The sequence below is a fragment of the Flammeovirgaceae bacterium SG7u.111 genome (assembly GCA_034044135.1).
Lineage (GTDB): Bacteria > Bacteroidota > Bacteroidia > Cytophagales > Flammeovirgaceae.
On record CP139021.1, the window covers coordinates 2877763 to 2890583 of the forward strand.

At 41.4% G+C, this 12821-nt stretch carries 8 protein-coding genes; 6 read left to right on the forward strand and 2 right to left on the reverse strand.

Going from position 1 to position 12821, the window contains the following annotated elements; translation table 11 throughout:
• Positions 1-53: 53 nt before the first annotated feature.
• Positions 54-1529, reverse strand: a complete 1476-nt coding sequence (locus R9C00_11090; GenBank protein ID WPO37996.1) for a potassium/proton antiporter — start codon at positions 1527-1529, stop codon at positions 54-56.
• Between the two features lie 222 nt (positions 1530-1751).
• On the reverse strand, positions 1752-2732 hold the full coding sequence (locus R9C00_11095; GenBank protein ID WPO37997.1) for an SIMPL domain-containing protein: 981 nt from the start codon (positions 2730-2732) through the stop codon (positions 1752-1754).
• Positions 2733-2938: 206 nt separating this feature from the next.
• On the opposite strand from R9C00_11095, the gene R9C00_11100 reads away from it, so the two are divergent.
• The 6 genes from R9C00_11100 (at position 2939) to rhaM (ending at position 12638) form a co-directional block, all read left to right on the forward strand.
• On the forward strand, positions 2939-3316 hold the full coding sequence (locus R9C00_11100; protein ID WPO37998.1) for a transposase: 378 nt from the start codon (positions 2939-2941) through the stop codon (positions 3314-3316).
• A gap of 64 nt (positions 3317-3380) precedes the next feature.
• Positions 3381-4121, forward strand: a complete 741-nt coding sequence (locus tag R9C00_11105; GenBank protein WPO37999.1) for an IS3 family transposase — start codon at positions 3381-3383, stop codon at positions 4119-4121.
• 756 nt (positions 4122-4877) lie between these two features.
• Positions 4878-7139, forward strand: coding sequence for a patatin-like phospholipase family protein (locus R9C00_11110; protein ID WPO38000.1), 2262 nt, complete (start codon positions 4878-4880; stop codon positions 7137-7139).
• Between the two features lie 18 nt (positions 7140-7157).
• Positions 7158-8240 (forward strand): adenylate/guanylate cyclase domain-containing protein, encoded by a 1083-nt coding sequence (locus tag R9C00_11115; protein WPO38001.1) that lies wholly within the window; start codon positions 7158-7160, stop codon positions 8238-8240.
• 158 nt (positions 8241-8398) lie between these two features.
• Complete coding sequence (locus tag R9C00_11120; GenBank protein WPO38002.1) at positions 8399-11956, forward strand: family 78 glycoside hydrolase catalytic domain; 3558 nt, start codon at positions 8399-8401, stop codon at positions 11954-11956.
• 370 nt (positions 11957-12326) lie between these two features.
• A complete protein-coding gene (gene rhaM / locus R9C00_11125; GenBank protein ID WPO38003.1) occupies positions 12327-12638 on the forward strand; it encodes an L-rhamnose mutarotase in 312 nt (103 codons plus the stop codon).
• Positions 12639-12821 lie beyond the last annotated feature (183 nt).

The following is a 12821-nucleotide window of genomic DNA, read 5'->3' on the forward strand; positions in this document are numbered from 1 at the left end:
TTATTCAAAGGGCTTGTTTAGTCTTAAACAAGCTCTTTGTTTTTTATGCTTTTTTAAATCGTTGTTTCTTCGTTATTTAAACAGGCATTTACTTTTTCAATCCCTTTTTGGCTGTCTGAAAGAATTAGTAAAGTATCATTTGCCTCAATTACAGTAGAACCACTTGGGGTCAAATACTTATCATTTCTATTGATCATTGCAATTATAGCTTCTTTAGGAAACCCCAAATCCACAATTTTTTTACCCACTGCACTGCAGTCAGGGGAAACGTCAATTTCCTTCATTGCTGTTTTAGAGATGTTAGAAATAAACCTATCGGTTTCTGAGATTGGTTTGGCTTTTTCAGGCAATGCAACATTAAGCCAATTTGCCAGAACAGACAAAGTAGTTCCTTGGATGAGTATAGAGGTAACAGAAATGAAAAACACGACATTAAAAATCATATCAGCCTTTTCTATTCCTGCTATTAGCGGATAGGTTGCAAAAACAATGGGGACAGCTCCGCGCAAACCGACCCAAGATATATATAAACGCCTTCTCAATTTCATTTTGAAGAAAATCAGACTGAGAAAGACACTTATTGGGCGAGCTACTAAAATCAGGAATGCTGAAATGAGCATGCCAATGCCAAAATAAGGGAAAACTCGCGTTGGGAAAACAAGTAGGCCTAACGTAAGGAATAATACAATTTGCATTAGCCAAGCCAGCCCATCATACATTTTTAGAATTGTCTTCTTATGAATAAGATTTTGGTTGCCCAAATAAACCGCACAGATATAAATAGCTAAAAAACCATTGCCCCCTGCAAAGTCAGTGACCGAAAATGTAACAAACATTAAAGCGATTACCAAAACAGGGTAAAGACCTTCAAAGTCGAGCTTGATTGTATTTATAATGAGCTTGCTAAGCTTGCCCAATGCAAAGCCTGCAACTGCCCCAATAATCATCTGTTGTAAAAACAATGGGATAATGGAAAGAACACTCATATCTTGGTTGATAACCAGAGACAAAAATGCGATAGTTAGCACATACGCCATGGGGTCATTACTGCCGCTTTCCAATTCTAAAGTGGGACGTAGGTTTGATTTTAATGCAAGGCTTTTCGAGCGTAATATTGAAAATACTGCAGCTGCGTCTGTAGATGAGACAATAGAACCCAAAAGCAAACTCTCGTAAATAGTAAAGTCGGTAACTAGCCAGACAAAAGTTCCAAGAGTAAGGGCTGTAAGTAATACGCCTAACGTTGACAATACAAGCCCTTCCTTTAGAATTGGCTTTACCGAAGACCAATTAGTATCAAGCCCACCCGAAAATAGTATGAAGTTAAGAGAGACAATTCCTATAAATTGGGCAATTTGGGAGTTGTCAAAATTAATACCTCCAATTCCATCTGTGCCAGCTAACATTCCTATTCCTAAAAATAGCAGTAGCGTAGGTACGCCAAATTTATAGGAAGTCTTGCCTACTATAATACTTATAAATAGTAGTAAAGAACCAATTAATAGGATGTTTTCAATTGATAAATTCATTGTTGTTTTTTCTTAATTCAGTCTTGCGAAAGTACGATTTTTTAGGAGCAGTTATCTTCGTCAATGTTGTATTATTTTATATCTAAAACAAGTCGTAACAATTTATAGACATATTTTTCCAAACAGTCTTTTATAAGTAAAAGGTTTAAACATTTATTTTACTTGTTGCACAAAGTACATTGTTTTTTTATGAGCATAGTAGTTATATCTAACTAGCAGCACCTACTCTAATTTAAGATTTTTGATGTCTCCATTTGGGGTTATGAGGATATATTTTTTGTCAACTTTCTCTGTTGTTTCTTTTTCCCTATTTATAACCAACTTTATATGATATAAAACTTGAATAACAGGTTCAAGAATAGTTGGGTTGACAATGAAGTCAAACTCTTTGTCAATTATAGGTTGATAATACAATGTAGTAGCCTTCTTTGCTTGGTTAGTGTTAACTGATTTTTTGAAGTCGAGCGAATAGCTGTTACTTGCATTATATGTTTTGTACATTTCAAGAGGATATAAGACCCTATATTCATCTGAAAGGTGTTTTTCAATTGTATCTAATTTTACATTCAAAATAGTTTCATAGTTTTCCAATTTTGTATTTAAAACAGACTTAGCCCTTGCCATAAGTTCTTTTTTAATATGCTCAAGGTTATATGAGAAATAGTCAACCTTAACTAAATCGTAGATTTCTGCATCGGCAAAAACGGAGATTATTTTATTTAAAATATCAGTGTTAGTATATTTTAGGTGTATATTCTTCTTAAGCTCAAAACCAACAGGGACTTCATTGTAAGTGTTTTTACTGAAGATTTTTTTATCTACTTCGTATTCATATATCGGTACAAAGGAAAGCATATCTACATAGCTTTCAACTTCTTCTGCTTTGAAAGGCTCAAGAGCTTTATTTATTCTACTATCAATAAGCCTATTTACCTCTTCAGTGGTCTTGCCTATTTGAGTAACATTAACGATTGCAACATAAGAATCTGCTTTCACATTGGCAAGTCCTTTCACGCTTATAAGGAGGTTGGCATCAGAAGGAGAGCTTACGTTAATGTTGCTGTTAGGAATACGTACCTGGTTTTGATAGTTTATATTCCCAGAGGCTTGTCCAAATAAGGAATGGGTAAAAAAGAAAGAGAGAACAAGAATGAGATTTTGTTTCATGTTCTTTATTATAGGCTCTTTTTTGTGTAAAGGCATGGGCATTTGATATTTGTGTGTGAATGGTGAATATAGTTCATGAAATTGAGTGTTCCAAAGGAAAAGACTTGGCATCTACAGCTCAATGTCGTAGTGGTTCTGCTCTGCAGAACTATATCATAGCATTTTAAAACTCTCCATTACCTTACATGTTCCTAACCGCTTAAAAAGTTGGACTGGTTTAGTAGCCTAAAACCAGAACGATAATGATAGACGATCTACTGAAGAATGCCCGCAGGACAGCAAGTGGCAGAAGGGTCCTAAGCTCGGCACAAAAAGCCACCATTGTTGAGGATTGGGAAGGTTCCGGGCTATCTTGCCCCGAGTACTGCCGCAGGTACGGGTTAATCGCCAGCCAACTTTACAAATGGCGTTCAGACGCAAAATCAGAGGCCGTCATGGGAATCAAAAATGATGGGGAACTACATTCCAAGTCCGAGCTGGAGATGCTCAGAAGACAGAACGAAGAACTCAAGAAAGCTTTGGGAGAGGCTACGCTGGATATCAAGATCCTTAAAAAAAAGTTGGAATGGGACGCACAGAGAAACAAGAAGTCGAATCGCTATCCCAACAGTTCCAAGTAAGCATGAACAGGACTATCAAGGCACTGGGAGTTGCCAAGTCGACAATATATTACAAGCCTAAATCTTGCGTACTCCCCGCAAGAAGCCCACGCCTGAAGCAGGGGAGGCGATATTGGCTATCACTGGCAGGAAATCGACTTATGGGGTGCCCAGGGTGAGGGCTATACTGAAAAGGGACTATGGGATAGAGCTTTCCAGGTATATGGTGCATAAGTTCATGAAACAGGAGAACCTATTGGTGAAAAGGGGACGCAAGCGAGGGGCGGGCCGCCCGCATACAGGCAAGATAGCAGTAGGCCAGCCCAATACCAGATGGGCAAGTGATATTACTTCCATCAAGTGCTGGAATGGGCAGAAAGTACGCTTTGCGTACGTTTTGGACTGCTGCGACAGGTCCATCATTGCATGGACGGCAGGCATCCATATCCAGGCCTGCGACATCGAGCTGATGCTCCAGGAAGCAATATTTAACCGCTTTGGAGAGGCTCTCCCCGAAAAGGGAAAGCTCCAATTCTTGCATGACAACGGGCCTGAGTATATAGAGAATAACCTAAGAAAGCAGATCGCGTTATGGCATATTGCCGATTGCAGCACACCCGTTTACTCTCCGCAGTCAAATGGCATGTGCGAGGCTTTTAATGGCACTTTCAAAAGAGATTACGTATATGAGAGCTGTCTGGACAATCCTGAAATGATATATAGCCAGATACGGGGATGGATAGATGAATACAACCAATATGCGCCACATTCGGCATTGGATATGAAAACACCGAATGAATTTTATAACTTTAAAACCGCTGCATGACCAGTTCAGTTTTTAAGCGGAAAGAGCATACAATGTAAGCTTTAATTCAATTTGGACATACTTCTTGTGTTTTTGTAAGTTACTTATAGCCATAGAATTGCTGTGGTACTGAAGGTATATGCTTATTGAATCCTAATTTGTTAGCAAATAGTACTGGTGATAAGGTATGGTCGCATTGGTGAAACTAAATCTTTGCGATGTTTTAGCCTAGGTACAATTTGGGATATTCTCCCCAAAACATACTTTTAATAGTCCATTTTTATCAAAAACTTGCATGGTGGAAGGCAAAAGCAGGAAAATTGGAGGTGGAATAAGGAGATTATTTGGCAATATATGCTTTTGACTTCTTGAAAACAGATGAAAAATAGATGATTTATGCTATTAAATTGCCGACCATAGCTCTAAAACCAACGCCGTTAGGTCTTTCGGTATTACTTCGAGCTCTTTTTGTGCCGCTTAGAGGTCTTTGAATATTGACCAAAGCTATTAATGTGTGACTTGCTGGTATTTCAGTGAGGTTCGTAGGTTTTATTTGGTAGCTGAGCGGTATTTAGTCTGCAAAAATAGCCTAGAGAAGAAGGTATGTAGATGGATTGTAATAAATAGTCTTTCTAGACATTGGTCAGGTCAGTCACTTTTAAACCGACCTTACTTTTTACCTCAGCTTTTACCTAAAACATCTTTCTCTTGTGCATCTTTATACGTGTTAGTTTATGTTTGCAGCTATACTTACTCTTTGCCAAATGCTATAGGTTTATGAAAAAAATAGTACTCTGCTTAGTATGCTTGATAGTTGGCCTTCCACTTTTTTCCCAAGAGAAAGAACGTCCCAAAATAGGCTTGGTACTAAGTGGCGGTGGTGCGAAAGGGATTGCCCACATAGGGGTGTTGAAAGCCATGGAAGAAGCTGGGCTGTATCCTGATTATATCACGGGCACAAGTATGGGGAGCATTGTTGGCGGCTTGTATTCCATCGGCTATTCGACAGATGAGCTTGAGAGGATAGTGAAGGAGGTGGATTGGTCGATGTTGCTGACCAATAAGACGCCTATGAACAAGGTTACCTTTGAGGAAAAGTTCTATTACGGAAGGTACTTGTTGGATTTTTATGTCGAAAAAAAGAAGATACAGTTTCCTAAAGGAGTGATAGAGGGACAAGCCTTAATGGAATTGTTTTCAACCCTTACAAGGCCCGTCCATACAATTCATGACTTCAATGATTTTCCCATCCCTTTTGCATGTGTGGGAACAAACATCGTAACGGGTGAGCCTGTGGTTTTGAACAAAGGGTCATTGGCTATGTCCATGAGGGCAAGCATGGCGATCCCTTCTATTTTTACTCCTATCAAAATTGACGATCAGCTACTGGTAGATGGGGGCTTGGTGCGGAACATGCCAGTACAAGAGGTATTGGATATGGGAGCAGATATTGTTATTGGGGTGTTTGTAAGTTCAGATTTGAGCCCAGAAAAAGATCTTACATCTCCCTTGGCCATCCTTTCCCAATCGGCGTTTATCACTAGTGCCTTCGACTCTAGGGAACAGCTTAAAAATTGCGATATCTTAATTACTCCAGACCTAGAAGGCTTTTCAACAGGAAGCTTTTCAGATGGTTTAGGTATTTTGGAAAGAGGGAATGAGGCAGGGCAAGAGTACTTAGAGGTATTCAAAAACTTGGCGGACTCCATTGCGCAATTTGGGAAGTTGAATAAAGTGGATAAGCCCGAAATATTTAACGAGTACAATTTCAGTAGGGTAGAGGTGAATGGAAATGAAATCATCCAAGATGAATTCATAATTGGGAAGATGAAAATTGAGCCAGGTTTACCGGTCAATATCAAGCACATAGAAAGTAGGGTGGAGGTGATTTATGGAACGCAATATTTTGAGAAGATCTGGTATGAGATAGATACGAGTGGGGAAGAGCAGGTATTGAAATTATATGTAGTGGAGCGTCCTAAAGCTCAGTTACGCTTTTCTTACCATTACGATTCGGAGAATAAGGGAGGGGTAGTTGGGAATGTTACTATGAGAAATTGGCTGCTGAACCGTAGCCGTTTTATTTTCGAAGCAGACCTTTCTACCAATCCTCGTGTTTGGATAGATTATTTTAAATATTTGGGGAAAGATCAAAACACAGCAATAGGTGCGGCAGGGACTTTTACAAGAAATGAATTGTCTTTGTACGATAGTGTAGGGAATGTAACCTCCGTTTTTTCGTCGGGTTATAGCAGTAGCGGTATTAAACTTCAAAGCACCCGTGTGCAAAGCAGTACATTTGGAGTGGAGGTGTTGTGGTCGAACATGGTATTGAAACCTAAAGTGGCAGATGGGTTGGTAGGCAATTTCTCAAAGCTTCAATACAACAAAACGGCTTTTGAAGTATTTTATAAGTTTGATAATTACAATGACCGGTACTTTCCTACCCGCGGGGTTAAAGCAAACTTTTGGGCTTCTACCACTACCAAGACCAATGGTGAAGTAACTTTAGGAGATTCGCTTTTGCAAGGGCCAGAACTTGGAGACCTCCTCCAAACTTCGGGCATACATTCTGCCAACTTTGCCTTTAGTCCCATTATTCCTTTGCTTAGTAACCTTTCGCTTATTACCAAGCTGAGGTTAAGGCTTTCAAGCATAGGGAATAATACACTCAATTTGGATGAATATGATTTTGTGGGAGGGTTTTCACCTGGCCAGATCAATGCCAACGAGTTTTATGGAGGAGGGTTAAGAGAGTTTGGGCTGGCTAATTATTTTTATGGGAAATTAGGTTTGCAGTATGAAGTGAAAAAAAGTGTGTTTGTACAAGGGGTTTTCAATTATCTCGATACAGAATATCCCGTCACTTGGGTGTACCCCGATGCGGACATAGACAAGGCTGGAGATAGCTACAGGAGGTATGGGTACGGTGGAGTAGTTGGACTTAGGTCTCCTGTTGGTCCTATAGCTTTTGCCTTTGCCAAAGACCATCACAGGAAGGGCTGGAAGACATCGTTGATAGTCGGCTTCCATTTTTAACAGCTAAATAAAACCTAAATGTTATCACCTAAGGCGAAATGGAATCTTTCGCGTATTCTTCCTTTTGGGGTTATCTGGCTGGCTTCAGCCCTTATCTTTCTGGTAGTAGAAAAAGGTGCTGTTGGAATGGTTGGTGCAAACCCTGAATGGCAGATAGAGATGACGCTCAGCGTATTTGTTTTTTCTAGTTTAGCCGCCTTTTCCGTTGGGCTGATCTTCGGATCTATCGAGATTTTTTACCTGAACAGGGTTTTTTCTTCCAAAAGCTTTCTCAAAAAGATCTTGTACAAACTACTGATATATGTAGTGGTGATGTACGTAGTTGTGTTTATTACCTATCCAATTGCAGCAAGCCTCGATTTAGGAACGTCTCTGTTTGACAAACAAGTGCTCGAAAAGTTTTACAGTTACTTGACTAGTATCAACCACCTTAGCACCGATGTCCAGCTGGCGGTTACGCAGGGCTTGTGCCTTTTGTACACGGAAATAAGTGAAAATATAGGGAACAGGGTCTTTTTCAATTTGTTCAGGGGGAAATATCATCAACCAAAGGAAGAAGAGCGGGTTTTTATGTTTTTGGATATGAAATCTTCTACCACTATTGCTGAGCGACTGGGGCACATTACTTATTTCGAATTGCTCAAAACCTATTATGCCGATATTTCTGATGCAGTAATCAATAATGGAGGAGAAGTATATCAATATGTTGGAGATGAGATGGTTGTATCGTGGAGAGTAAAGAGGCAAGTGAACTATAATCACTGTATTAACTGCTTTTTTGCCATGAAAGAAGCGCTGGCAGGGCAGAAGGTGAAGTACGAGGAAAGGTTTGGGGTTCTACCTTCATTCAAAGCAGGATTGCATTTAGGAAAAGTGACCACCGGTGAAATTGGCGTAGTGAAAAGAGAGATTATTTTTACGGGTGATGTATTAAATACTACTGCCCGAATCCAAAGCTTATGCAATGAATTTGAAGTGGACTTACTTGTTTCGGGTGAGCTTGTTAGTCGCTTGGACCTTAAAGACATTAGGGTGAATGAATTGGGAGAAAAAGTACTAAAAGGAAAAAAAGAGCCGGTTGTACTTTATAGTTTAGGGTAAAATAGTCCGCAATTCCCCATAAAAAAATCCTTAATTAGCTTTCAATAGGAAATTGTACTATAATTTAGCCTATGAGCTTTAAGATTTTGTCTATTTATGCCAATTGATAGAAAAATCATAAATTTGGACAATTACCCAGTTTGATTAATAAATAAAATATGGAAATGGCTACTAAAACCCGAAGTAGCGCCCTCTCAAATAAAAAAGGCGCTGTCTTATTATTTTTTTCATTCTTAACGCTAGGCATGCTCCCCTCCGCCTTAGCGCAAACATCAGAAAAACCCAATATCATTTTTATCTTGACCGACGATCAACGCTTCGATGCGCTTGGCTATGCGGGCAATGAGCTTATCCAAACGCCTGAGATGGATAAGTTGGCAAAGGAGGGGACGTACTTCAAAAATGCGATGGTGACCACGCCTATTTGTGCGACCAGTAGGGCGAGTATTTTCAGCGGCTTGCAAGAGCGCACACACAAATACACTTTCCAAACGGGAGGAATCCTCAGCGAGTTTATGGAAACTTCTTACCCCAAAGTGATGCGAGATGCTGGTTATTATACCGGTTTTTATGGCAAATTTGGGGTGAGGTTCACCGGCAAAGACAAACTGTTTGATGTCTACGAAGACTATGACAGAAACTACAGGTTCAAAGATTATAGGGGATACTATTATAAGACACTGGATGGGGATACCATCCACCTGACAAGGTACACCGGTGAGCAAGCATTGGACTTCATTGATGCGGCCCCGTCTGACAAACCTTTTTGCCTATCCCTTAGCTTCAGTGCTCCCCATGCCCACGATGGTGCCGAAAAGCAGTATTTCTGGCAAGAAGAACCCGGCAAGTTGTACCAAGACATGGAAATGCCTGGCCCTAAACTCGCAGATGACAAATACTTTGAGGCATTGCCCCAACCCGTCCGTGACGGCTTTAACCGACTGCGTTGGACTTGGCGCTACGATACGCCCGAAAAATACCAGCACAGCGTAAAGGGCTATTACCGAATGATAAAAGGGGTTGACCTCGAAATTGCCAAAATCAGAAAGAAATTGGCGGAGAAAGGGATGGACGAAAACACGGTCATCATCCTTATGGGTGACAACGGCTACTTCTTGGGCGAACGCCAATTGGCTGGAAAATGGTTGATGTATGACAACTCTATCCGAGTACCGCTTATCGTATTTGACCCTAGGCAAAAAGATCAAAAAGACAGCGACGAAATGGCGCTGAACATCGATGTTCCCGCAACCATCCTCGGCTTTGCAGGGGTAGAGCAGCCTGCTTCTTGGCATGGAAAAAGTCTTGTGCCTATAGCTACTGGCCAAGAAATTTCTTTGGATAGGGACACGGTGCTCATCGAACACCTTTGGGAGTTTGAACACATACCCCCAAGCGAGGGCATCCGTACAAAAAAGTGGAAGTACATGCGCTACGTGAATGATAAATCGTACGAAGAGTTGTACGATTTGGAAAAAGATCCGCAAGAGATAAAGAACCTTGTAGGCAGTAAAAAACATACAAAAGTACTTGCTGCCCTTCAGCGCAAAACGGGTGAAATGGCGAAGGAGTTGGCTGACCCGTATTCGGGTATTCCCGATGGACTAACGGTTGAGCTAATTCGTGATCCAAGTAAAACGACTATTAACGATAGTAAGCCAGAGTTTGGCTGGAAAGTACCGCAAGTTGCCGTAACGCAGCGTGGCTATCAGTTGTTGGTTGCTTCTTCCAAAGAGCTTGCTAGTAAAAACATAGGGGATGTGTGGGACAGTGGAAACACTAGGAGTGGGAAATCTGCCGATATCGAATTGGGCGGAGAGCCTTTGAAACCTTCTACAACCTATTTTTGGAAAGTTCGTGTCTTTGACCAAAACAATAGACTTTCTGAGTATTCAGAAGCGCAAGAGTTTACCACAGGTACATTTGAAGGAAATATTTCTTCCCACAATTACTTTGAGAAGGAATTGATCTCGCCCGTGGCTTTGGAAAAGCGCAGTGATGGCAGCTATTTTGTAGATTTTGGTAAAGATGCCTTTGCCACCATGAAACTGAATTATTCGGCTGCTGAACCTGAAACCCTTATCATAAGGCTAGGAGAAAAGCTAGAAGGAAAGCAAATTGACCGGAAGCCTCCAGGCATGGTGCGTTACCAAGAGCTTAAGCTAGAAGTGAAACCTGGGCAAACCGAATATGAACTGGAGCTTGTGCCCGACGAACGGAATACCAAATCCATCGCCGTTACTATGCCCGATTCTTTCCCCGTCATCATGCCTTTCCGCTATTGCGAAATAGAAGGAGCTAGCAAGTCTATTGCTGAAAAAGACCTCAAGCAAATTGCTTTCTTTGGTTATTTCAATGACAAAGCAAGCAGCTTTGAAAGCTCGGACAAAATCCTCAATCAAGTGTGGGATTTGTGCAAGTATTCCATAAAAGCAACCACTTTTGCTGGCTATTATGTAGATGGCGACCGTGAGCGAATTCCATACGAAGCGGATGCTTATCTCAACCAGTTGAGCCACTATGCGGTGGACAATGAATATGCTATGGCGAGGAATACCATCGAGTATTTTATGGAATACCCTACTTGGCCTACCGAGTGGCAACTGCACGTAGCTCTGCTTTTTTACCAAGACTATATGTACACGGGTAACACCGAGTTGATAGAGGAATATTATGAACCTCTAAAGCATAAAACACTGATTGCCTTAGAAAATGAAGATGGTTTTGTGAGCACGTATTCGCCTAAGCTTAACGGAGAGCTGATGGCAAGCTTAGGCTTTGCCGACACTACTCAACGCCTGAGGGACATTGTAGATTGGCCACCAGCCCAGAAGGACACAGGGTGGAAATTGGCTACTGCCGAAGGAGAGCGCGACGGTTTTGTTTTCGAACCAATCAATACGGTGATCAATAGTTTTTACTACAAAAACATGATGATCATGGCGGAGTTTGCCCAATTGCTTGGCAAGCCCGAAGAAGCCTTGGATTTTGAGCTGAGGGCGACAAAAGTAAAGAAAGCGATCAACGAACAGCTTTTCAACGAAGAAGGTGGGTATTATACTGATGGCACAGAAACCGATCATGGCTCGGTGCATGCCAACATGATGCCGTTGGCTTTTGGCATTGTACCCGCATCGAGAAAAGAAAGTGTGGCTGCATACATCAAAACTAGGGGGATGGCTTGTAGTGTGTATGGCGCTCAGTTCCTGATGGAAGCCCTTTACGAGGCTGGCGAAGCTGACTACGCCCTAGAGTTGATGACGGCTACACATGACCGCAGCTGGTACAACATGATTAAAATTGGTTCGACCATCACGTTGGAGGCTTGGGATATGAAATACAAACCAAATGCAGACTGGAACCACGCTTGGGGGGCTGCACCTGCCAACATAGTTCCAAGAGGTTTGTGGGGGATAAACCCTGAAAAGGCGGGTTTTGAGGTGGTTTCTATCAAACCTCAGTTAGCAAAGTTGAAGCACAGCAGTATCACTTTCCCAACCCAGCGTGGGGAGATAAAAGCTAGTTACAAAAAAGTGAGCAATAGGCTCATGCAATACACCATTGAAATCCCGGCAAATATGATTGGCGAATTCAAACCTGAAATCTCTACCAATGCGATGGTAACGCTCAACGGTAAATCGGTGAACACTGCCTTTGGAAGTATCCGCCTCGAACCGGGAGTGAACAATATAGAATTGAAAATCAGTAGTTTTTAAGCGCTGTTTTAGGGCTTTCCCCCTGCCGATAAGGAAAAGGATTGGGTGGTGTTGGTGAAAAAGAAATAATATGATGAGTTGTGTCGTGGTCGTTTGTTTACGCCCACGGCGTTTTGAGGTAAGATGAGGTAACTGGTAGGTAGGGGACAAAGCGACGGGGGCTTGGGAAAAGACCCCGTCGGCGACCTTATCGGTCACGTTTTTGGCGAAATCCCTGTCGTGGTCGTTCGTTTACGTCCACGACGCTCTTTTTTTAATAAAAAACCTTATTCCCTTTGACATACAGGGCGAAGGGTTTTTACTTAACACGGTATTTTAGGCAACTTCAAATACATCAAATAAATATACCCAGTTAAAACGTATCAGCTTTATGAAAACATTAGCATTTAAAATGAAGCTCCACGAGGGCAAAAAAGAAGAATACACCAAGCGGCACAACGAGATTTGGCCTGAGCTGGTCAAGCTCCTCAAAGATGCTGGGGTGGAAGAATACCATATCTTTTTGGACGAGGAAACTCATACTCTTTTTGCCTTCCAAAAAAACTCAGGCGACAGCGGTTCGCAAGACTTGGGCAACACCGAAATAGTGCAGAAATGGTGGGCATATATGCAAGATATTATGGAAACCCATCCCGATAACTCGCCTGTTTCAGTTGAGCTAGAAAAGGTATTTACGCTGTAATCCGACTAATGAACTAAGCTATTTTGGATGAATACGGATTGGAAATCTTGCGATAGTTCAGGGTTTCAAACCCCGAAGAGCGGCGAGCTGGTTTTTAAACGTTTTACAAATTCATAATCTCTATACTATTATTTTGCGAAAGCCCATCTTTCTCCTCTATATTTAGGGATAAGCAGCCGTTAT

Excerpts from the sequence above, each read along its gene's own strand:
- R9C00_11090 (WPO37996.1), bottom strand. The coding sequence starts at position 1,529 with ATGAATTTATCAATTGAAAACATCCTATTAATTGGTTCTTTACTACTA.
- R9C00_11095 (WPO37997.1), bottom strand. The coding sequence starts at position 2,732 with ATGCCTTTACACAAAAAAGAGCCTATAATAAAGAACATGAAACAAAAT.
- R9C00_11100 (WPO37998.1), top strand. The coding sequence starts at position 2,939 with ATGATAGACGATCTACTGAAGAATGCCCGCAGGACAGCAAGTGGCAGA.
- R9C00_11110 (WPO38000.1), top strand. The coding sequence starts at position 4,878 with ATGAAAAAAATAGTACTCTGCTTAGTATGCTTGATAGTTGGCCTTCCA.
- R9C00_11115 (WPO38001.1), top strand. The coding sequence starts at position 7,158 with ATGTTATCACCTAAGGCGAAATGGAATCTTTCGCGTATTCTTCCTTTT.
- R9C00_11120 (WPO38002.1), top strand. The coding sequence starts at position 8,399 with ATGGAAATGGCTACTAAAACCCGAAGTAGCGCCCTCTCAAATAAAAAA.
- rhaM (WPO38003.1), top strand. The coding sequence starts at position 12,327 with ATGAAAACATTAGCATTTAAAATGAAGCTCCACGAGGGCAAAAAAGAA.